The organism is Nostoc sp., from assembly GCF_036917465.1.
Lineage (GTDB): Bacteria > Cyanobacteriota > Cyanobacteriia > Cyanobacteriales > Nostocaceae > Nostoc.
In genome coordinates, this window is record NZ_JBALDL010000004.1 from 1 (window position 1) to 22,362 (window position 22,362).

Genomic DNA, 22,362 nt, shown 5'->3' on the forward strand with positions numbered 1-22,362 from the left:
TAGGGGTCGCCCTACGCAAAAATAGCTCGATGCCAGGGATAATCTTACAACCGAAAAACCCTAAGCAAATATGTCTGCTTAGGGTTTTTCTTTTTACTATAATATTTTTTAATTCTTAATATAACATAGACTGGCTCAAAATTCATGAATACATGCGGAATGCATACCAGCGACACTGAAGTTGATAGCAGCAACATCATTTGTAAGCAAAATTTATGAATTCAACTAAGAGATATTTTTTACCCCTTCTTTTTGTGACAATGGTTGTCAGCCTCAGCAGTTGTAGTTCTAAACCCAGCGCTCCTAAGATTGACAGCGAAAGGCCATCCTCTATAGGAATACCGACGAATAGGTCATCGCTTCAGACTTCTAGGCAAATTCCTAGCGTAGCTCAGTTGAGAGAAAAATCTCCTAATCAAGAACTTCCTAAAGAAAATACATCTTCCTCATCAACTCCTAAAGCTGTTACTAGTAAAACTACCAACGCCACATTATACAGAAGTGATGCACAGTGTCAAGATTTCATTTCAGAAAAGGTTACAGTATTAGCCGATAAACCTGTGGCAAATGTTGTAAGTAAAATCTTAGAAAAACGAGATACAAGTGACTTTAGCTTGTCTGGATATCGTGTCAACATTAAAAATGGTATTGCTACGGTTGATTTGCGAATATCTCCTGAATCAAAGCGACAAATAGCTTCTCTTTCTAGTTGTGAGCAGTTTGCTCTGTTTGGGAGTCTCCGCAAAACTTTAACGAGTAATGCCCAATGGAATATTAAAGAAGTTCGCTTCACTGAGCGAGGTGAAGACATTGTTCTTTAGTTTAATATGGTGGTAAGTGCCGTTATCAGCTAGCTAAAAAAAGATTTTTCAAAATGAATAAACATTGCGAGTCAGCAATATGGCATCTGTCAATTCGGTAGTTTGGCGCATCTTCATACAGAATTGGTATTACTATCACACTTATAAAAGTCTCTAAGCCCTAATTCTTATAGCAAATGAAGAATATTTCCAATACTTATCCTGGCTAATTGGGCAAACCCTCTACCCGCTTCAAATCCAATTCCCGCTCAAATATTTCATCAATTGGCAACATTTGACCATCAACAGTCATAAATTTATGATCTTTTGTTGCCCGAATCACTGAACCATCTTCCAAACAATACTCAAACACTTCTTGCTGTCCGCGATTGTGCCATTGTGCTAGAGGTTGCGTATAAATATTTCCATTATTATCAACGCTGTACACAGTACATTCAATGCATTTTTCTACAATCTCCCCAATCGGCAACAATCCATATTCTACCGTCAATATTTCCGTGTCATAGCTTAAACAATATTCAGCAAACTTCAGCATTTGCTCAAATAATTCATCCGCAACTTTTTTCTGAACGCCATTTTTTGCAGCGCCATCGACGAATTTTTCTCGCTGCTTTTGCATCTCAGAAACTTTCTTTTTGCCCATCGCCCGACGCAGCAAGTCAGCTTGTCCTAAAGAATATCCAGCCATATCTTGAGCAATTTTCATGATTTGCTCTTGATAGACCATAATTCCATAGGTTTCGTCTAATATTGGCTCTAAAACAGTGTGTGGATAATCAATATTTTCTCGACCATGTTTGCGGTTAATAAATTTAGGAATTAGCCCTGCATCTAATGGCCCCGGGCGATAAAGTGCCAGAATTGAAGAAATATCTTCTATATTAGAAGGCTTCAAATCTCGCACTATCTGACGCATTCCAGAAGATTCTAATTGAAATATCCCTTCTAACTCACCTGCTTCTAATAGATCGTAGGTTTTTTGTACATCTTTTGGCAGATTACTATGTTCACCTTTAGCTAATATCTTCTGCGCTTTTCTTTCTTGGTGAGTGATTTCATCAGGATCAACACGATATCCTTTAGTTTCTTGAATTAAATCAAGGGTTTTTTGAATCAGCGTCAGGTTCCGTAAACCCAGAAAATCCATTTTCAACAAACCCATTGATTCCAAGTCTTCCATGAAATACTGGGTAATCACGGAACCATCATTATTCTTTTGTAGCGGTACAATTTCATCCAGTGGTTTGTCTGAAATTACTACACCTGCTGCATGAACACCAAAAGTTTTGTTAGTTCCTTCAATTCGCATAGCCATATCAAGCCAATGACGAACATGGGGTTCTTTATCATATTTCTCTTTAAATTCTGGTTCTGGGGTTTCATTAGAAATCATCACCTTGAGTTTTGTTGGTTTCCCCCGTACCACAGGAATTAATTTCGCCATTTTGTCGGCTTCACCGTAGGGAATATTCAATACTCTGGCGACATCTTTTAAAACTGCTTTAGAAGTTAGGCGGTTAAAAGTAATAATTTGGGCAACTCTATCTGCACCATATTTTTCAGTTACATAATCAATAACTTTATCCCGTTGTTCAATACAGAAATCCGTATCAATATCAGGCATGGATTTACGTTCTGGGTTGAGGAAACGTTCAAATAGTAGCCCGTGATGCACAGGGTCAATATTAGTAATTTGCATCGCATAAGCAACTAATGAACCAGCCGCCGAACCACGACCTGGGCCTACAGGAATATTATTATCTCTAGCAAATTTGATGTAATCCCATACAACTAAAAAGTATTTGGAAAAACCCATCTGCTGAATCATTTTCAGTTCGTATTCCAATCTTTCTTTATAAACGGAATCGACTTCTTGGCGAGATTTGCGATTTAAGCGTTCTAAAAGTCCGTTCCATGCAACATCTTCGGCGTAAGTGTCAGCAGTATGACCGGAGGGAATGGGGGGTGTAGGAATCTGAGGCTCACCCATGATATGGTAAGGCTCGACTTTATCGGCTACTTCTTCAGTAGTAGCGATCGCTTCGGCAATAACGTCATCCGGTAAATGGTCACGAAATAGCTGCCCCATCTCCTCACCAGATTTGAGATACTCTGTGCCGCTATAACGCATCCGCTTATCTTCAATAATTAGCTTACCAGTTTGAATACATAGCAAAGCGTCGTGAGCTTCAACGTCAAAACAAGAAATAAAATGCGAGTCATTAGTAGCAATAATTTTAATGCCTAGTTCCCTAGCAATTTTGACTATTTCAACATTCACAATCCGGTCTTCTTGGGAACCGTGGTCTTGAATTTCTAGATAATAATCATCACCAAATACATCTTTATACCACTGAGCAACTTTCCGGGCTGCATCTGGTCTATTACTGAGAATCGCTTGGGGAACTTCTCCACCCAAACAAGCACTAGTGACAATCAAGCCTTCATGATATTCTTTGAGTAAATCTTTATTAATACAAGGACGAGAAAAAATTCCTTTGCCTTGAACACCTTTGAGGTGAGAAATAGTGGTTAATTTGACTAAATTTTTGTAACCTTTGGTATTTTTAGCTAAAACGACTTGATGATATTTCGGACGGCGTTCTTGTTTCTCGATATCGCCGTTAATTATATACATTTCATTGCCGATAATCGGCTTAATATTTTGACTACGGCAGATTTTGATCAGTTCGACGGCTCCATACATGACACCATGATCGGTAAGGGCGATCGCTTTCATTCCCAGTGCGATCGCTCGATCCACTAACTCTGGTAGCTGACTTGCTCCATCTAGTAGACTGTAGTCACTGTGAATATGTAAAGGGACAAAGGACATAAGCATCTCCAACCACAAGCCAAGATATCTCTAGGGGTCTACCTTGTGGTATACCCTTTCAAGCCGGATTTTGCAAAGCAACGGAATATTACATTAGCAGTTTTTACCTAAAATTAAAGCTGTTCTTTTCCGAAATTATCACTGTCAACAGTGTTGTTTTAATAGTTACAGCAGTTAATCAGCATCTAACTAATGAATGAAACAGAGAGTACTACTTCGCCTAAAACCAAAGCTAGCCCTTGGTGGCAGCGTATCCCTCTCACATTGCAAATTCTCATCGCCCTTGTAGCCGCAGTCAGCGTTGGAATTGCCCTCGGTGCGGGGAATCCCAATCCCAGCAACGCCACCTTAATCAATAATTTAGTAATTCCGGCTGATTTAGTGTTAAAGGCTCTCCGCGCCCTAGCTACGCCTCTGATTCTGGTAGCGGTTCTGCACACCTTAATGACTACTAACATCCCTGGTACAGCCGGACGGCGGCTAGCAGTGCTACTTTTAACTAATACTACCGTAGCTATTTTAGTAGGACTTTTGGTAGCAAATGTGCTGCGTCCAGGGACTTGGGGTAAAGTAACCACCTCAACAACTACACAAATAACTGCTCAGAGTATCGATCCTTGGGGAATACTAAAAGATGCTGTACCAGAAGCTATCCTCAAGCCATTAGTTGATAATAATGTCATCCAACTAATTGTTATTGCTCTGAGTTTTGGCATTGTTCTGCGGGCATTAAAATCTGAACAAATCGCCCAAGGAAAAAAAGGATACCAGCCGATAGAGGATGTCATTGGGATTTTGTTTGAGGCGGTAGTCCGCGTCCTCAACTGGGTAATTGCCTTAGTGCCTTTCGCCGTCTTTGGGATTGTTGCGAAAACCGTTGCTATGCAAGGATTTGCACCATTTAAATCTTTGGGTGCATTTATTCTGGCGGTGTTGTTAGCGCTGGCATTGCAGGCGTGCTACTATCTGACCAGAGTAAAATTTGGTTCTTGGGTACCTCCGTTAAAATTCCTCGCTGGTGGTTCTGATGCCTTTTTGACAGCTTTCTCAACTTCTTCCTCTGCGGCGGCAATGCCTGTAACTTTTGAGGTTTTGCAAACAAAAGTCGGTTTAAGGGAATCTTCTGCTGCTTTGGGGGCATTAGTCGGGGCTAATTTCAATAATGATGGCACTGCCCTTTATGAAGCAATGTCTGCGTTGTTTATTTCCCAACTAATTGGACAACATCTAAATCTGGGACAACAATTAATTGTCATCCTGACCTCAATTTTTGCCTCTGTAGGTGCGGCAAATATTCCTAATGCGGGACTGGTAACAATGACACTGGTGTTCACTTCTGTAGGCTTACCTACCCAGTACATCGCTTTGCTAGTTACTGTAGACTGGTTTCTTGATCGCTGCCGCACCATGATTAATGTCATGGGAGATATGACTGTCAGTGCTTTACTTGACGGCAAAAAACCTCGTTCTGTAGACGAGGCTTAGTCTGACGGCTTTTTAGGTAGCTAATGCTGTTGAGGCCCTTTAGCATCACATTCTTTAGCCCAACAGCGTTCTAGAAGTCGAAGATGCCAGATCAATGCAAAGCGTTGGGGATTTAGTACTAATTTAGTATCCTGACTAAATAAAGGCTGGTTCAAATATTGCCAAAGGGGAAATTTAATTTTGGTGTGTTTTGGAGTCATAAGAGCAACAAATATTATAAAAGTTTAGTGGCCATAGTTGGCATTTTCTCTAGCAATAGCCCGATCTGTTTTTCTAGTTAAAGGCTACACTCTGGTTTTACAATTGTCCTGGTGGCAATTGCGGAATTTCATCAAGTGAATTTATGTTATTTCCGCTTTAATACTGAAATTACAAGCACTATTTTTCTGATTCTACATTCTCCGATCGGTGAGTTTTCTCACGGGCAAACTAAAACAGCGCTAAATAGACATCTTTGCAACTGCCTAAGCTGTTTTGCATTGCATCTGGACAAAAAACTGGGATGGGCATCTTGCCCATCCCATAATCAAAAAGAAAATTTTTGTAATAGAGTGCCTTAGCTATATTTGAGCTTAGGCGGTTTCGTTAGGTAAAATTTCTCACTATTTAATAATGAGTGCCAGTTTTACGATGGTTGATGGCAGTAACAGCATCAGGCTTGAGTAATTTACCTTCATCCACAGTTGCATAGACAACCCAATGATCGCCACATTCTAGACGTTGATTCACTGAGCATTCTAAATATGCCAGTGCGTCGGTGAGGACGGTACAGCCGTTATCTGCAACTGCTGTACTAAAGTTGGCAAATCGATCTTCCCCAGGCGCGAAAGATTTACGGAAATGCTTCATGTAGTCTTGGTGATTGCCTTCAGGTAGAATATTTAAGGCAAACTTACCGCCTGGATACATCAAAGATTCGATCGCTCGGTCTTTGGCGATCGCTACACTGATTCCAGGTGGGTTAAAGGTGGCTTGAGAAACCCAAGCGCCTAACATTGCGGTAGATACTTCTCCAAGTTTCGCTGTCACCACACATACTGAACCAACAATCCGACCAACAGCCTGTTCCACTGGGGTAGCAGCTTGTTGTGGTACGCGTACCTTTTTAGCTTTTTTCAGGGCTTGGGCAAAGTCTGTACCTAATTCTTCACAGAATTTGAGGGTGACATCATCAGGTTTAAACTTCACCTTCAAGGTGTCAAAGCCAAAGCGATATCCAGAATCCCGGAGTTTACCTTCGATTAAGTCAAAGGCTTCGCCACTCCAGCCATAAGAACCAAAGACCCCAGCTAGTTTGCTGTTGTCACCGCTTGAGATCACAATTCCTAAAGCAGTATGAATGGGAGTTGGTGCATGACCACCAATGGTAGGAGAACCGATGATGAAACCTTCTGACTGTGCTAGGTTGATGCGAATTTCATCAGGGGTGGCAAATTCGCAGTTGATGGATTTGACTGCAACTCCACCTTTAGTTAGTCCGAGAGCGATCGCTTGTGCTAAAGTCGCCGTATTGCCGTAAGCTGAAGCGTAAAGTAGGGCAACGGAAATCTCGCGATCGTTATGAGAACGGCTCCATTCTCCATAAGCTTTGGTAAGCTCGATTAAGCTGGTGCGTACTAAGGGCCCGTGACCCACAGCATACATTCTCACCTGCAAATCTGATATTTTCTCCAAAGCTGCTTGCACATGAGGAGTTTGGGGAGCCATCAGGCAGTTAAAGTAGTAACGCTGATCTTCTTTAAGCGCTTCCCAGTTATCATCAAACACTTCATCACCACAGAGATGAGTTGCAAATAACTTATCTGTGTAGAGAATTTGGGTTTGCTGATCGTAGGTACAAAGTCCTTCCGGCCAACGCGGACTGGGAGTGGGTAAGAATTTTAAAACATGACCCTTGCCTAAGTCCAGAGTTTCTTTCCCCCGCATCACCAAGACGTTCAAATCTTGCTCTAGGAAAGCAGCACGCAAATTGTTCGCACCGGGAAGAGAACAGACAAAAGTTACCTGTGGTGCCAGTTCTAAAATTGCTTTGAGGGTTGCAACTCGATTGGGACTAAAATGACCCAGGATTATATAATCCAATGTTGTCAAATCTAGAGTCTGCCGCAATGCCTCTAAATAAATTTCGGTAAAGCTTTCTGGCGGTGGATCAATAAGTGCGGTTTTATCAGCTTCAATTAAATAGCAATTGGAGGTAGTACCTCTTTCAAGTGCGTATTCAATTTCAAACCGCAGACGTGACCAACTACGTGCCCTTAAAGCCTTAGTATTTGTAGCAATTGGTAGAACTTGTACGTCGCGTGGCTTGGAATTGGTCATAGCTGTTAAAAATTAAAAGTTGGGGAATTGGGCATTGGGCATTGGGCATTGGGAATTGGGCATAGGGCATTGGGGGAGATGAGGCAATACGGTTCGGTTAAGATCCCCCCGCCTACGGCGACCCCCTTAAAAAGGGGGTAAAAGATGGTTATAAGCCCCCCTTTTTAAGGGGGGTTGGGGGGATCTTCGAGGAATAAACACCTTAACCCAACCATATTGGGAGATGAGGGAAACAGGGAAAATAACCCATGCCCCATGCCCAATCTTTAATAGTAATTACCTACTTTGCGATGGCGAACGGCTGTGAGTCCATCGTTTTTGGAGACACGACCTTCTTGGACGGTGCAGTATAAAATCCAGTGGTCGCTGCATTCCATGCTGCTCTGTATTTCACATTCCATGTATGCCAAAGCATCTGTCAGAATCGGAGAACCGTTTTTCGCAGTTTGAGTTTTCACTCCTGCAAATCGGTCACCACCGGGATGTAAGCGCTTGAGAAAGTGCTTTTTCAATTCTTGATAATTGCCTTCTTCCAAAACATTGAGGACGAAGCGATCGCCTACTTGCATTAAGGAATCAATGGCACGGTCTTTAGCAACGGCAATTGTTAATCCTAATGGTTGCAAACTCGCTTGCGTTACCCAGGATGCCAGCATTGCACTTGAGGCATTATCTTTTTTGGTCGTGACTATATATAGTCCACTACTAATCCGACCTAACGCCTTTTCCATGTTGACATCAAGGGACTTGATATGCTTGATGTTGCGATCGCGCACTAGCAATTGCCCGAAGTCTTTACCCGCTTCTTCACACAACTGGAATGTTGATGCGCTGGGAGCCTCTCTAATCCGAATGGCTGGGAAGGCTTCTTTAATGCCAGAGTCAAGAAATTTTCTGCGGAGTGTATCAATGGGTTCGTCATCCCCACCGTAACATTCAAACAGCCCAACAAGTTGCTTGTTCTTGGCGACAGCTAGCACTGAACTGATACTAGCTTGAGCGGCGGCGGCAGTAGTCGGGGGCATACCGATAATGATGCCAGCTGCTCTCCCGGCTAGTTCTTGAATTTCTTGGCTCCCAGCAGTACTCAAATCTAGTACTTCTACGCCAACGCCAGTTTTCAGTATCCCTTCGGCAATTGAATGGGCAAGGCGTTCGCCATAACCATAATCTGAGACAAAAAACAAGCCAACTGTTGTTTCTGCTTTAGCTTGTTTTTGGCTCCAATTTTCGTAACACCCGGTTAGAACATCTAGATGGTGGTATAATAAAGGGCCGTGACCATTTGCGATTATATTAATCTTTCCTAGTTCACCCATGCGCTTCATGGCATTCACCAAAGAACGAGCATTAGGGCCCATCAAGCAGTCGTAGTAAAATCTAAAGTCAGCTTCGATCGCTTCTAAATCTTCGTCAAAGGTGCGATCGTCACAAAAATGCATCCCAAAAGCATCACAGGTGTAAAGAATTTGGGTTTTGCGGTCAAAGCTAAAAATTGTATCCGGCCAGTGCAGGTTAGGCGCACTCACGAATTCCATTTCGTGTCCTTTGCCAATATCTATGCGATCGCCAGTTTTGACAACCCGCTTGGAAAATGGATCGTGGACTAACCCTTCTAAAAATTGAAGTGCAACTTTTGAGGCTAAAACAGTAGCTCTAGGAGCTAATTGCAAGACATCTTCTACCAAGCCGCTATGGTCTGGCTCTGTGTGGCTGACAATTATGTAATCAATTGTCTTGGGGTTAACAAGACCTTTTAGAGTCTCTAAATACAGATCGCGAAACTTCTGGTGAGAAGTATCAATTAAAACTGTTTGTTCGCCCCTAATTAGATATGAATTGTAGGTTGTGCCGTTTTGCAGCCCGAATTCGATATCGAAGCGATCGCGATCCCAATCAAGAGAGCGAATCGCCGTTGTGTTAGGGGCAATTTCTACAGTTTGTATAGTTAGCCGATGTTGAACGTTCTCTGTGTGGGCATTGCCTGTCGTAGACATCGCTACCATTATTCGTCTCCGAGCGCAAATTGTCAGGTTTTTATTCTGCCTCCATTGTCCCTATTATTTTTTGTTTAAGTTGTAATGAATATCAGTTTTTGAGAAATTTAACCTGTATCACTTATTGCTGTTTTTCAGCAATAAGTGTGACTCAAAAAATCTACTTAATCTTAATTATTCCAAGAAATATACTGAGTATTGAATTTAGCTATTTATTTAATTTTATCCTAGTTTCAAAATATTATGTTAGTTATCTTATTTGTTAATAAGAATTTAATAATTTAAAATCAATATCATATCTTATATCCATTACAAAAGTAAGTTGATAAATCAAAGTAGATTCTTTATTTTGGTAATGACGGATGAATGCTAAAAGTATCCAAGGTTTCATAAATAAATTCTGTAATTATGGCCTAAAATAATTGTCTTAGGAAAATAGATTAAAAGTTAGCTTTTTAATACGTTATTTTATAAATAAGTAGGAAAAGTAGGAAAATTAGGAAAAGTGGGAAAAATAGGAAAGTCAACAAAAATTTTCTATTTTCAATAGGTATTGAATATATTTATGTCTCAACCAAGAATGTTGTTACGTAAAATATAAAATTTACGTAAAGTCGAGAAAATAGATGTTTTTTGGAGAGCATCAAGACTAATTTACAACGATGAGTTGAAGGAAAAGGAACTAGGCTTGTATATATATGTTTTGCTACTCATTCAAATGGAAAGTATCGTAAAAATTATTTTTAAAGTTTCGATAAATCACCCTGAACATACAATTAATCTAATAATTTTAATGCTAAAGTTCTTTATCATCGCCTTTAGACATTAATCAGCACAACGCCAGCAAATTATTATTGTCATAGCTGCTTTTGGCTATTGAATCAATTTGCCTACATAAGCTAATGGTGTAATTTCTGATTTGCCTAACTTTTTATGAAATTCCATTGTCAATGATAAATGCCAACTTTGATAGCGTTCTAAAGCTAATACTTGTTGGTAATAACCTTTTTAGTACTTACATCCTTCATATTGTGGTTCAGCTTTCAGAGCGTGCAAGTATATAGGCGTGAATAGATATAAAGAAAATAGCAAAAATTAATCGTGTAAAAGGTTATTAATTATGGGCTGCCGATTAAAAGTCTTTCTAACTGCTCAAGAAAAGCTGACTTTAGAAGAGTTAAGAAAAGCAAAAGATGTTCCTCAACGTACCAAAGATCGGGCTCAAGTCTTACTGCTGAATAATCGTGGCTTAAAAAATGAGCAAATTGCTAAAGGCTTGAACTGGGCAATTTCAACAGTACGTCAAACCCTTCATCGTTGGGAAAAGATGGGTTTAGCAGGTCTGTGGGATGCTCCTGGCCGAGGTGGAAAACCCCGATATTCAGAATCAGATTTAGTTTATCTAGAAAACTGTTTGGCTCAAGATTCACAGACTTATAATTCAAAACAATTAGCAAATAAACTGGCATCTGAACGTCAGGTAAGCTTAAGTGCAGATCGGTTACGACGGGTACTTAAACAAAGGGGAAAGAAGTTTGGAAGCGCACGCAAACAACTCCAAGAACAGAATAATTAGCTGAAGAATAATAACTGTTGAAGAAAAATTCAGAAACCTTTTCGTGCGAGTCTTAAACCCTATGATTCAAACGTTCTCTACGATCCACTACACGTAGCTAGCTTTCGAGCAGGGGTATGCTGACTCACGATCCGCTTTTTTGGTCAGAATATCCAACTGAATTCTGTTTATTAAAACAAAATCCACCTAAACATTAAACTGTTTGGTGGACTTGTTATTTATTCTTAGTGGATCCGAGCAGAGTCGAACTGCTGTCCAAATTGGGTATTGACCCCCCGCTCATTCACAGGTTTAGCCTTTCTGACCCTCAAGGCGGGAATCGTTCATTATCCCGAACGTAGGATGCTCTGATTTAATCTTAGCCAGCAAGCCAACCAGAGAACGCTTACTAGAGCATCCGTTGGGGTTTGGTCTTCAGTCCTTAACGGAGTCAAACTAAAGACGCTCGAACCTATAAGAGGTGTTTAGGCAGCTACTAGAGCATCCTTACGAGCAAAGCTAACGATGTTATTCGCATTTACTTTTTGTTTGAGCCTTTGATTTCCGAGAGGAGACTCACTCTCGACCTGAATCACAGAGCAGCGTTCGCCAACCTGTCGAAACCGTGACGGACCCATGCGCTTCATAACTTCAATTATAATACGCAATTTGGTAATTCGTAATTCGTAATTCGTAATTATCAAGAAAGGCAGGAGGCAGAGGGGAGTTCTTGCTGGAGGAAAACTGCACTTCTTACAAAATCTCGCGTCGGGAAACCCGGACGCGCGAGCTTTGCGCTCTGTCTCCTGCCGCGACCAGACGGGTCTTGGGTTTAAGACGCCCACCAAATTTTTAATTTGGTGGCTCTTATTCAGGAGGGGTCTGAATCCCCAACTGAGGTAAAACCTTCTGCCTCCTACCTCTTGCCTCCTTCAACAAAGTCTGGATATATGGCTCCAATTACTCAAAATAGCCAATCGCTAATTTTAAAACCATTAGCAATTGGCTATTTACCACGATCCACAACAAGTATTTTTCTAAGTTAGTGCTTCAGCACCACCAACAACCTCTAGGAGTTCTTGGGTAATTGCAGCTTGTCGAGCTTTGTTGTAAGACAGGGTGAGGCTATTAATCAATTCACCCGCATTTTCGCTGGCATTACTCATAGCTGTCATCCGCGCTGCTAATTCACTAGCTGCTGATTCTTGCAGCGCCCGCAATAGCTGGTTACTCAGATACAGGGGCAACAGAGAATCGAGAATCTGTACTGGATCTTGCTCGAAAATCATGTCAGGAGCCAACGGGCGGACTTCCTTAGTCACTTTTTCGCGTTCAACTTCAAATTTACCGCCACGGGTTGTCAAGCGGAAGATTTCGTCATCGGCTGCTTCTAGACCTTGTGGATCGAGGGGCAGTAGGGTTTGGATCACAGGACGTGAACTAACCAAGGAAAGGAATCTGGTATAGATTAATTCAATGCGGTCAACTTCTTCCGAAAGGAACAAGGAAAGTAGTTGATCGGCAATTTGATTGGCTTCGGCTGCGGTGGGAATTTGCTCTAGGCCGCTGTAGGTAGCATCAATGGGCTGATCGCGGCGTTGAAAGTATTGTGTTGCTTTGCGTCCGACTAGCACAAATTGATAGTTTAAACCTTCTGCCTTGATTTCTTTGGCGCGGTTTTCTGCACGACGGATAACGTTATTATTATAGCCGCCGCATAAACCGCGATCGCCTGAAATTACTAACAGCCCGACTGACTTAACTTGGCGTTTTTTCAGCAGTGGCAGGTTGGCTTCTTCAAAGCGCAGACGGCTTTGCAAACCATACAATACTTGTGCCAAGCGATCGGCAAAGGGGCGAGTCGCTAGCACTTGTTCTTGCGCCCGACGGACTCTAGCCGCAGCTACGAGACGCATGGCTTCTGTGATTTTTTTGGTGTTTTTGACCGACTGGATGCGATCGCGTATTGATTTTAGATTGGCCATAATTTTTTCCTTAGTACTTAGTCATTTGTCCTCTCTTACAAAGTTCTGAGCGGAGAAAACCTCCGCTCAGACTTTGCGCTTTGTCATTAGTCAGTAGTCATTAGTTCTATACCAATGACCAATGACCAATGACTCATGACTAATTACGCTGTAGCTTTGAAGGTCTTCTTGTATTCGGTAAGCGCTTCCTTCAAGGCTGCTTCTTCTGCGTCACCTAATGCTTTAGATGCTTGTACTCCTTGGGCATATTTACCAGCCTTTAAGGACTCCCGCAGACCTTGGGTAAAGGTGGTGACTTTATCTACAGGTACATCATCTAAGTAACCATTAATACCTGCATACAAAATTGCCACTTGTTCATATACTGAAAGTGGCGAATTTTGTGGCTGCTTGAGGAGTTCGCGCAACCGTTGACCCCGTGCCAACTGGTCTTGAGTGGCTTTATCTAAGTCAGAAGCAAATTGCGCGAAGGCTTGCAAGTCGTCAAATTGGGCTAGTTCCAATTTAATTTTACCGGCAACTTTTTTCATTGCCTTGGTTTGAGCCGCAGAACCCACGCGGGATACTGAAATACCAGGGTTTACAGCCGGACGGATACCAGCGTTAAACAAGTCAGAAGACAGGAATATCTGACCATCGGTAATAGAAATTACGTTGGTGGGGATGTATGCTGATACGTCACCAGCTTGGGTTTCGATGATTGGTAGGGCGGTCATGCTGCCTTTACCTAATTCGTCACTTAGCTTTGCTGCTCTTTCTAGCAAGCGGGAGTGAATGTAGAATACATCTCCGGGGTAAGCTTCGCGTCCGGGTGGGCGACGTAGCAAGAGGGACATTTGGCGATAAGCTTGGGCTTGCTTGGAGAGGTCATCGTAAATTACCAGGGTAGCTTTGCCTTTGTACATAAAGTACTCGGCAATAGTTGCGCCTGTGTAAGGAGCTAGGTATTGTAGGGTTGCTGGTTCACTGGCACTAGCAAAGACAACGACGGTGTAATCCATCGCGCCTTTTTCTTGCAATGTCTGCACCACGTTAGCTACGGTGGAAGCCTTTTGACCGATCGCAACGTAGACACAAACTACATCTTCTTCTTTTTGGTTGATGATGGTGTCGATCGCGATCGCAGTTTTACCGGTTTGGCGATCGCCAATAATCAATTCCCGTTGACCGCGACCGATGGGAATCATTGAGTCAATAGCTGTGATACCCGTTTGCATGGGTTCGTGTACAGATCGACGAGCAATGATACCGGGTGCTGGAGATTCAATCAAACGGCTTTCGGAGGATTTAATGTCTCCCTTACCATCTATGGGAAGACCCAAAGCGTTTACAACTCGTCCAATTAAGGCTTCTCCTACGGGTACTTGGGCAATTTTACCAGTAGCGGTTACAGAACTACCTTCTTGAATTTCCAACCCTTCACCCATGAGAACCGCGCCCACGTTGTCTTCTTCTAAGTTCTGGGCGATGCCAATTGTGCCATCTTCAAATTCTAAGAGTTCCCCAGACATAGCCTTTTCCAGACCATATATCCGGGCAATACCGTCACCTACTTGTAAGACAGTACCAACATTAGCAACTTTGACCTCTTGATCGTATTGCTCGATTTGTTGTTGGATAATGCTGCTAATTTCGTCAGGTCTAATTGATATGCTCATGTGTCTATGTTGTTTGCTTTCGAGACGGAAGTAAAAGTGACTAGGGATTAGGGACTGGGGATTAGGAATTAGGAATGGAAAGAATTTATGACTATAATCTTTTTCTTAGTCCCCAGTACCCAGCCCCCAGTCCCCAGTCCCAATTTTCTAGCTATTAGTTAAGCGCAATGAAAGGCGGCGCAGTTGACCCCGAATACTGGCATCAATTACCTGTGAGCCTACTTTAATGATCACACCACCAATTAACTCACTGTCTACCTTGGTTTCTAGTTCTACCTGGCGAGCATTACTGATGGCAATCACTTTTTCTGTAATTGCCTGCTGTTGAGCTTCTGTGAGGGGAACGGCTGAAATTACTTCCGCTAATACGGTTTGATTCAGCTGCCGCAACAGCGCCAGATATTGTTGAAAAATCGATTCCAAGAATGCAATGCGGCGTTTGTCTACTAGCACTAACAAAAAGTTGCGTAAGTAGGGGTTAGCGCCTTCACCGAGTATTTTTTTGATGAGAGCTTTTTTGTTCTCAACCTGAATAAACGGGTTGCTGAAGAAGTTGTGTAGTTGTTTGTCTGCTCTGAGCAGTCCTAGAAAAGTCCGTGCATCTTCCCCGAACTCTTCTGTCAAATTTTTTGATTGCGCTATTGACAAAAGCGCCTGTGCATAAGGCTGGGCGACTTCGGCTGCGGCTATTTGACTTGTCATACATTGCCTCCCAGTTGTGCGATGCTGCGATCGATTAAACCTTGTTGAGCATCGTCGGCAATCCCGCCTTTAAGTTGTGATTCGACTTTTTGCAATGCTAGTGTAGCAACTCGTTGCCGTAGTTGAGCGATCGCTCGCTCGGTTTCGGTGTTTAAGTCTGCTGCTGCTGTTTGTTTCAAGCGTTCTACGTCTTGCGCTGCTTTCGCTAACAAGCCTTCTTTCGCTTTTTGGGCGTTTTCTACGGCCGATTGGCGGATACGTTCTGCTTCTGCCTGAGATTGCTTCAACTGCTCTTGCGCTTTGGAAAGGGCTGTCTTTGCCTCTTTTAAGCGCCCTTCTGCTTCCTGAATTGCGGTGGCAATATTGGATTGTCGCTCGTTCAGGATATTGCTTAAAACCTTACGTCCGAAGTAGAATAATATGCCAATCAGAATCGCTAGATTGATCAGATTGGTTTCAAAAATGTCTAGGTTTAGACCGAAACCACCTTCTGCTGCGCCTTCTGCCAATTCAGAGTGAACAGCGTTCGCTTCTGCGGCAAGTAATAAGAATGTCCCCATGATACCCATTTACAAGTGCGTTGCTCGCTTGCTAATACGTTGTATTTTCCCGTAGGGAAATTAAGTATCTTTTCCCGTAGGGAAATTAAGTATCTTTTCCCAGAAGGGAAAAAGTGCCTGTTTTTGACACTTAAATTTTGCGCTCTGGACTAGGGGCCCAGTTGCGCGTATGCTTTCACGGAACCAGTCTAGTTAGCTTATCTAACTGGAGTTGGCCCCAATAGTTTTTCTAGAATCTGTCTGCTTAGAGCATCAACTTGTTGCTCTAAGGTACGAAAAGCTTCTTGCTTTTGTTGTTCTATTTCAACAGAAGCTTGTTCTCGTTGAGACTGAGCTTCTTTTTGAGCTTCAGCGATTTTCTCGGCAGTAATTTTCTTAGCTTCAAGTTGAGCGGCTTCTACAGTAGCTTGCGATTGTCTGCGAGCGTCTGCGAGTTGCTGCTCATATTCTGTAGCCAAGCGCTCGGCTTTTGCCAAGCTCTCCCGTGCCTCAAGGGTATTCGTTCGGATATAATTATCGCGATCGTCTAGTACCTTGGTCAGTGGCTTATAGAAAATTGCATTCAACAAAGCTGCTAATAGCAGGAATTGCAATGCCATGAAGGGCAAGGTAGCATCGAAATCAAACATTTGTCTCCTCTTTGGCTGGAGTAGCAGTTTTCATGGCTAGCAACATCATCCAACCTTTCATATTTTAGAGACCCATAGCCAACAAGGGTCAAGGGATTTTGGATTTTAGATTTGCGATTTTAGATTTTTAGAGGAGGGATAGCTCAGGGGCATGTACCGAAAACTCTTGATCGTCCAAAATCCAAAATCTAAAATTGGTAATCCATTACATCAAAACGGCTAAGTTTCCCAAATATTTTGTTTGATTGTAGAGGCGTGATGATTCACGTCTCCACACTCACAAAAATTTTCAGGTCTTATGCGAAGGGGTTAGCAAACAGCAATACCAAGGCAATTACTAGACCATAGATAGTCAAAGATTCCATGAATGCCAAGGTTAATAGCAGAGTACCGCGAATTTTTCCTTCTGCTTCAGGTTGACGAGCAATACCTTCTACTGCTTGTCCAGCAGCGTTACCTTGACCGATACCAGGGCCAATTGCAGCTAAACCAATCGCTAAAGCAGCAGCGAGAACTGAAGCAGCCTGAACTAATGGATCCATGTTGATTTTCCTTGCTTTAATTACAAAACTAAAAGACATTACGTTAACGATTAGAAACGTGGTTTTCACGCTGCACATGAGTTCTTTGAAATCGCGCTTTGCGATGTTTTGAGCGAATATGCTCTGGGAACTGTGCTATCAACTGAGAAGTTTAATGCTCCTCATGTTCTTCTCCGCCATGTCCCTCCATTGCCTCATGAATGTATGCTCCGGCTAGGGTGGCGAAAACCAGGGCTTGAATGGCACTGGTAAATAAACCCAAGGCCATTACAGGCAGAGGTACAAAGAGAGGAACTAGCAGCACCAATACCGCAACTACCAATTCATCCGCCAAAATATTACCAAATAGCCGGAAGCTTAGGGAGAGGGGCTTGGTGAAATCTTCAAGAATTGCGATCGGCAACAAAATGGGTGTTGGCTCTATATATTTCTTAAAGTAGCCTAAACCCCGCTTGCTAAAACCTGCGTAAAAGTACGCTAAGGAAGTTAGCAATGCCAATGCAACAGTCGTATTGATGTCGTTGGTGGGAGCAGCCAATTCACCCGAAGGTAGCTTGATGAGCTTCCAGGGAATTAACGCCCCTGACCAGTTCGATACGAAAATAAACAAGAACAATGTGCCAATAAATGGCACCCAAGGGCGGTACTCTTTCTCACCAAGTTGGTTTTTTGCCAAATCACGAATAAATTCTAGGGCGTATTCCATCAAATTCTGGATGCCCTTGGGAATTCTTTGTGCGTTGCGAGTAGCAGCTATTGAAGCCACTACTAGAATACTAATCACAAACCATGAGGTAAGAAAAACTTGCCCATGAATTTTAAGATTGCCCAACTGCCAATAGAAATGATGTCCTACTTCTAATGCGGCGAGGGGAAAAGAATTAAAGGCGTTTAAGACACTAAGCATTTGCATTCTTCAAGCATTTTCCCCAACAAGCGAGGATGGGATTACTATCTTTGTGAGCCTGACTTTTTAAGAATCAGGAAGGAACGCAATTTGCACCATATAGACGAGGAGGGTGGCTTTGTAAGTTAGAAATCCCAAAAATATGGGCAAAATCTGTAGCTCACGCCATTGAGTTGCTACGATCATGACTCCCATAAATAGAGCAAAACGAGTTTTGCTCAAACTGGTTTTTTCACTACCAAGTTGCTCAACGTCTCTAGCCAACATTTTTAAGTAAACCACACCTGTACACGCCCCAATTAAATAATTTAGGGCAATGTTTAAGGAATAAAAAATCCACACAGAGATAAAAATAACCCCCGTCAAGACAAGCGTGATTACCAACAATCGCTGGAAGAGTTGATGAAACTCTTGCATAGAGTTACCTGATTCTGTGTCTCCAGAACCAGTTTTAGCATCTTGTTGCGTTGTCGGAGTGGGCGCAATTGATTCGTCTGACAAGCTCACGAGACTTGAAACCAGTACAGCTAAATTATGATGACTGCACATTCAGTCAGATGAATCATATCACGATGCGGTAACAATACTTTAGGAAAAAACAATTAACTTCTTGGCAACGTTAGACAGTCAGTATAAATCGCGCTTTCAGAAGCGAGAAAGCGGCTGATGATGTAAGAGACTGTGCGGGTGAATAATCGCCTGAAAATTCAAAATTTCTTCCAATTCCAGCTTTTTTAAGTTGATTATTTTCCTCCAAAGTCGTTGTATAGCATCTTGGTGTTTGAATTAATTGGGTGTCAATAAAATCAACTGGTGCTTGAGGAGTGTATAGGCTTACCGCAAATCAGAAATCGGAGAGTAACGGTTTGTCATTAAGCAGCGCACTACTGCTGAATTTCAGAAAACTCCAACTTTGGGGATGTAGAATACCTGTTTGTTGGTCACTTTCCTAATTTACATTAATTTACCAAAAGTGGTGATGGGCGATCGCTCCTCGCCAAAATAGTGCTAAGTAAAAAAGTAAACAGCATGAAAGTCAAGTCTAAAATGAAGCAGGTGTCAACAAAATCAGCTGCTGCTGAAGAAGTTTTCTTACTTCATCCAATCCCAGTTGCACACCTGCCAAAATTTCTGCAACTGTGGAATTCGCATCACACTTTTGCATAAATTCAAACTCTGCTATAGATAAATTAACAATCTGGTAATTGTAATTAAAGAAACATTGACTAGGAAATCCTTCAATACAAGGATTAAGTTCGGCAATGGCTGCCAATAAAGCCTTATCGTCTGACCAGTCAGCTTTGACTAAGGGAGGACGACCGAGGAAAAACTCGTAATGAGTTACTTCTGGATCTAGTAATTCTATCAGGCGATAAAGCTGGCGATCGCTCAAATTTTTTGCCCGTTCTACTAACTCCGGTGCTTTAGCCAAAAGCCTCTCTAAATCCCAGAAACTTGGATTCGAGAAACCAATAAACTCTAATCCCGAAGCATCAATTAATTCAAACAGTGTCTCAATGTTGTAGTCAATTTCTTGGGGATGAACGTACATATCAGCAAAATGTTCATCCTTGTGGTTTTCTAATGACCAGCGTTGCTTTTCTGATTTGACAATTCGGTTATTTTCTGGTAAAGAAGCAAATATTTGTCGCCCCACTTGGACACCATCGCGGTAATCGCCTTTTTTGTCACCTTGAAGAAGTGCGATCGCTTTTTGCATGAGTTGAATTTCCCAGCGTCCCAATTCTCCATACACAAAAATGTGCATCAAACCGCCTGGGGCTAACTTCTTAGCCAAAGCTTGAATACCGCGAATGGGATCGGGGGTATGATGCAAAACGCCAACACAGTTAATTAAATCAAACTCACCCGGTAACTGTTCCACATCAAACAAGCTGAGGTGATGAAACTCAACGCGGGTAGCTCCAGAACGATGACAACGTTCTTTTGCTACAGCCAAAGCACCAGTACTGAGGTCAATTCCCACAACCGAAGCCTGGGGGTTGAGGTGAACCAGGTACTCTGTACTCACACCAGTACCGCAACCTGCATCTAAAATCCGAATGTCTTGCCTTTGGGGTTTTTGACCTGTGCAGAAATTATGAGCGGCTAGCCAATTCCAGCGCCAGTTATAGCCTGGAGGAGGTTCATCCAACAGGGCTTCGGGCGGAAAGGGGTAGGTATTGTAGAGTTTGGCAACAGCAGCACTAACAGTTTGGGAATCGGACATGATGAGGAATAACGCAGCATTTCTGAGTTTAGCGGATAGTGGATGCTTAGGGCAAAGATTACTATTGCTTATTTCCTGCTACTTATCCAACCGCAAAGTCAGTAAATTCGCGTTTATAAGCAGCGTAAAATCCTAATACAATATCTTCTTTCGGTACACCAGCAGCAATTAATTCATTAGCTATACCGATTTCTGTACTATCTCTTTGTATCCAAATTTTGTTGTCTTTGATATCAACATGAATGATAACTCCATAAATTCTCCGTTGTTCTTTCCAGCCAATATTTAATACTTCATAATGATGGCGTTCTGCGTCAAACAATAATTGAATCTCTGTACCATTAGCTATGTCATTCGTAGAATGGTTACTTAAAATATATTGAATGATTTGAGAGTAATTTATTCCTTCCATAAAACAATGTCCTGAATTAATAAACAACAGCAGCGCTAACGGTTTGGGAGCCTGACATTTCAGAAGCAATATTGCAGCAATTCTGAGTTTAGCGAATGCGGAACACTTCAGGTATACAAATAATTGCGTAGGCGCAGCCCGTCGTAGACATCGCCATCAGCCCATATATTTTAGGTAGGGAAGTTGTTTCAGTAAAAACACTACTGTTTAAGTATCTATTAGCTAATAAACTTTAATTGTAATTTTGTATAAGAATTTACTTATCAAGGAGCATTAAATGGCTGTAGGATTGCCTGAATTCGTTGAAAATCCAGAAAATCGTTGTCCTGTAATTCTCTTACTTGATACTTCTGGCTCTATGTCAGGTAAGCCTATCCAAGAGTTAAATCGAGGACTTGCAGCTTTTAAAGAAGATGTACTAAAAGATTCTCAAGCATCGCTGAGTGTGGAAGTGGCAATGATCGCATTTGGCCCCATAGTTAAACTGAAGCAAGACTTTGTGACGATTGACCAATTTACACCGCCTATATTGGAAGTAGGTGGTTTAACCCCAATGGGTGGAGCGATTGAGTATGCTTTGGATTTTCTAGAAAACCGCAAGCAGACTTATCAAGACAACGGTATTCTCTATTATCGCCCTTGGGTATTTTTGATTACAGATGGAGCGCCAACAGACTCCTGGCAATTAGCCGCGCAAAGATTGAGAGAAGGAGAAACACAAAGCCGACTGTTATTTTTTGCAGTTGGTGTACAGGGTGCTGATATGAATATCCTTAAACAAATTTCTCCACATGAACGTCCACCAGTTACGCTAAATGGCTTAAATTTTCGTGAGTTGTTTGTCTGGCTTTCTGCTTCGATGAAACGAGTTTCTAGTGGCAAAGTGGGGCAAGCTGTAGCTTTACCGGCTGTGGGATGGGGTCAAATTACTACTTAAGGGAAATTTTGTGAATTGGAAAGCTGTTGCGGATTCTGCGATCGGAACAAGTCATCAAAACCAGGGGATACTTTGTCAAGATTATGGGGATTATCTCATCTTTGATGATGTAATTGTAGGCGCGGTTGCTGATGGTGCTGGTAGTGCGAAACATTCTGATGTTGGTTCTAAGTTGGCGGTAGAAACGGTACTCAAATGCTTTTCTGATATTAATAAATATCCTCAAAAGCAAACTTTTTCTCAACCACTATCCAAAGAAGAAGCTCAGAAAGTATTTGCTGAGATTGTAAACCAAGTTATTACAGAATTACAGAAGCAAGCAGATGAAGGAGATTATTCTGTCAATGATTTAGCTTGTACTCTTTTGGTTTTTATAGCAACTCCTGAATGCATTACAGCTATGCAAATTGGGGATGGATTTATTGTAATGCATTCTCAAGATTCAGAATATCAACTGTTATTTCAGCCAGATAAAGGCGAGTTTGCTAATGAAACGACTTTTATCACTTCAGCAAATGCAGTAAAAGAAATGCAGGTAAAGGTTATTCATGAAAAACAAGAGTTTATTTGTGCTTCCACTGATGGACTCGAAAAAGTTGCAATTCGCTTGAGCGACTGGAAACCTTTCTCACCTTTCTTTAAACCTTTGGAGGAATACTTGCACGAACCTGTTAATCAAGAGGAAGAAAATAAATATCTAACAGAATTCCTCAACTCTGAACGGCTAAATTCTCGCACTGACGATGATAAGACTTTGCTTTTATGTCTTTTTAATAAAGACTAAAAT

19 protein-coding genes and 1 other RNA gene are annotated in these 22,362 nt (G+C 42.0%); 5 read left to right on the top strand and 15 right to left on the bottom strand.

Annotated elements, in window-relative coordinates:
• Positions 1-215: 215 nt before the first annotated feature.
• Positions 216-821: a sporulation/spore germination protein gene (locus V7K38_RS00720; protein ID WP_334854809.1), complete on the top strand. Its 606-nt coding sequence runs from the start codon at positions 216-218 to the stop codon at positions 819-821.
• Positions 822-1,026: 205 nt separating this feature from the next.
• Here the strand turns inward: V7K38_RS00720 and V7K38_RS00725 are convergent, their stop codons facing one another.
• Positions 1,027-3,657, bottom strand: coding sequence for a DNA polymerase III subunit alpha (locus V7K38_RS00725; RefSeq protein WP_334854810.1), 2,631 nt, complete (start codon positions 3,655-3,657; stop codon positions 1,027-1,029).
• A gap of 192 nt (positions 3,658-3,849) precedes the next feature.
• Between V7K38_RS00725 and V7K38_RS00730 the strand changes: the two genes are divergently transcribed.
• Positions 3,850-5,142: a dicarboxylate/amino acid:cation symporter gene (locus V7K38_RS00730; RefSeq protein ID WP_334854811.1), complete on the top strand. Its 1,293-nt coding sequence runs from the start codon at positions 3,850-3,852 to the stop codon at positions 5,140-5,142.
• Positions 5,143-5,162: 20 nt separating this feature from the next.
• Here V7K38_RS00730 and V7K38_RS00735 read toward each other — a convergent pair whose 3' ends face one another.
• From V7K38_RS00735 to V7K38_RS00745, 3 genes are all read right to left on the bottom strand, one after another.
• Complete coding sequence (locus tag V7K38_RS00735) at positions 5,163-5,342, bottom strand: hypothetical protein (RefSeq protein WP_323230256.1); 180 nt, start codon at positions 5,340-5,342, stop codon at positions 5,163-5,165.
• A 406-nt stretch (positions 5,343-5,748) separates the two neighbouring features.
• Entirely contained in the window at positions 5,749-7,461 is a 1,713-nt protein-coding gene (locus V7K38_RS00740) for a diflavin flavoprotein (protein ID WP_334854812.1), read from the bottom strand.
• A gap of 266 nt (positions 7,462-7,727) precedes the next feature.
• Positions 7,728-9,467, bottom strand: a complete 1,740-nt coding sequence (locus V7K38_RS00745) for a diflavin flavoprotein (protein WP_334854813.1) — start codon at positions 9,465-9,467, stop codon at positions 7,728-7,730.
• A gap of 1,111 nt (positions 9,468-10,578) precedes the next feature.
• Between V7K38_RS00745 and V7K38_RS00750 the strand changes: the two genes are divergently transcribed.
• A complete protein-coding gene (locus V7K38_RS00750) occupies positions 10,579-11,034 on the top strand; it encodes a helix-turn-helix domain-containing protein (RefSeq protein WP_334854814.1) in 456 nt (151 codons plus the stop codon).
• A gap of 225 nt (positions 11,035-11,259) precedes the next feature.
• On the opposite strand, the gene ssrA is transcribed toward V7K38_RS00750, so the two are convergent.
• The 11 genes from ssrA to V7K38_RS00805 all read right to left on the bottom strand — a co-directional run bounded on the left by ssrA (position 11,260) and on the right by V7K38_RS00805 (position 20,638).
• Positions 11,260-11,649: a transfer-messenger RNA gene (gene ssrA, locus V7K38_RS00755) on the bottom strand.
• Between the two features lie 401 nt (positions 11,650-12,050).
• Entirely contained in the window at positions 12,051-12,998 is a 948-nt protein-coding gene (locus V7K38_RS00760) for a F0F1 ATP synthase subunit gamma (RefSeq protein ID WP_334854815.1), read from the bottom strand.
• 143 nt (positions 12,999-13,141) lie between these two features.
• The gene (gene atpA, locus V7K38_RS00765) at positions 13,142-14,656 is read right to left on the bottom strand and encodes a F0F1 ATP synthase subunit alpha (protein ID WP_334854816.1); all 1,515 of its coding nucleotides are present in this window, start codon (positions 14,654-14,656) and stop codon (positions 13,142-13,144) included.
• 147 nt (positions 14,657-14,803) lie between these two features.
• On the bottom strand, positions 14,804-15,358 hold the full coding sequence (atpH, locus tag V7K38_RS00770; protein WP_334854817.1) for an ATP synthase F1 subunit delta: 555 nt from the start codon (positions 15,356-15,358) through the stop codon (positions 14,804-14,806).
• On the bottom strand, positions 15,355-15,927 hold the full coding sequence (locus V7K38_RS00775; protein WP_334854818.1) for a F0F1 ATP synthase subunit B: 573 nt from the start codon (positions 15,925-15,927) through the stop codon (positions 15,355-15,357). The genes atpH and V7K38_RS00775 overlap by 4 nt, the downstream gene beginning before the upstream one ends.
• A gap of 188 nt (positions 15,928-16,115) precedes the next feature.
• On the bottom strand, positions 16,116-16,547 hold the full coding sequence (locus V7K38_RS00780; RefSeq protein WP_185585924.1) for a F0F1 ATP synthase subunit B': 432 nt from the start codon (positions 16,545-16,547) through the stop codon (positions 16,116-16,118).
• Positions 16,548-16,843: 296 nt separating this feature from the next.
• Positions 16,844-17,089, bottom strand: a complete 246-nt coding sequence (gene atpE / locus V7K38_RS00785) for an ATP synthase F0 subunit C (protein WP_013192016.1) — start codon at positions 17,087-17,089, stop codon at positions 16,844-16,846.
• A 151-nt stretch (positions 17,090-17,240) separates the two neighbouring features.
• Positions 17,241-18,002, bottom strand: a complete 762-nt coding sequence (atpB, locus tag V7K38_RS00790) for a F0F1 ATP synthase subunit A (protein WP_334854819.1) — start codon at positions 18,000-18,002, stop codon at positions 17,241-17,243.
• A gap of 60 nt (positions 18,003-18,062) precedes the next feature.
• Positions 18,063-18,545, bottom strand: coding sequence for an ATP synthase subunit I (locus tag V7K38_RS00795; RefSeq protein WP_334827130.1), 483 nt, complete (start codon positions 18,543-18,545; stop codon positions 18,063-18,065).
• 493 nt (positions 18,546-19,038) lie between these two features.
• Positions 19,039-20,226, bottom strand: a complete 1,188-nt coding sequence (locus V7K38_RS00800) for a class I SAM-dependent methyltransferase (RefSeq protein WP_334854820.1) — start codon at positions 20,224-20,226, stop codon at positions 19,039-19,041.
• 82 nt (positions 20,227-20,308) lie between these two features.
• The gene (locus tag V7K38_RS00805; protein ID WP_334854822.1) at positions 20,309-20,638 is read right to left on the bottom strand and encodes a XisI protein; all 330 of its coding nucleotides are present in this window, start codon (positions 20,636-20,638) and stop codon (positions 20,309-20,311) included.
• Positions 20,639-20,915: 277 nt separating this feature from the next.
• On the opposite strand from V7K38_RS00805, the gene V7K38_RS00810 reads away from it, so the two are divergent.
• Both V7K38_RS00810 and V7K38_RS00815 read left to right on the top strand, forming a co-directional pair.
• Positions 20,916-21,575: a vWA domain-containing protein gene (locus V7K38_RS00810; protein ID WP_334854823.1), complete on the top strand. Its 660-nt coding sequence runs from the start codon at positions 20,916-20,918 to the stop codon at positions 21,573-21,575.
• A gap of 10 nt (positions 21,576-21,585) precedes the next feature.
• On the top strand, positions 21,586-22,359 hold the full coding sequence (locus V7K38_RS00815) for a PP2C family serine/threonine-protein phosphatase (protein WP_334854824.1): 774 nt from the start codon (positions 21,586-21,588) through the stop codon (positions 22,357-22,359).
• Positions 22,360-22,362: the final 3 nt, after the last annotated feature.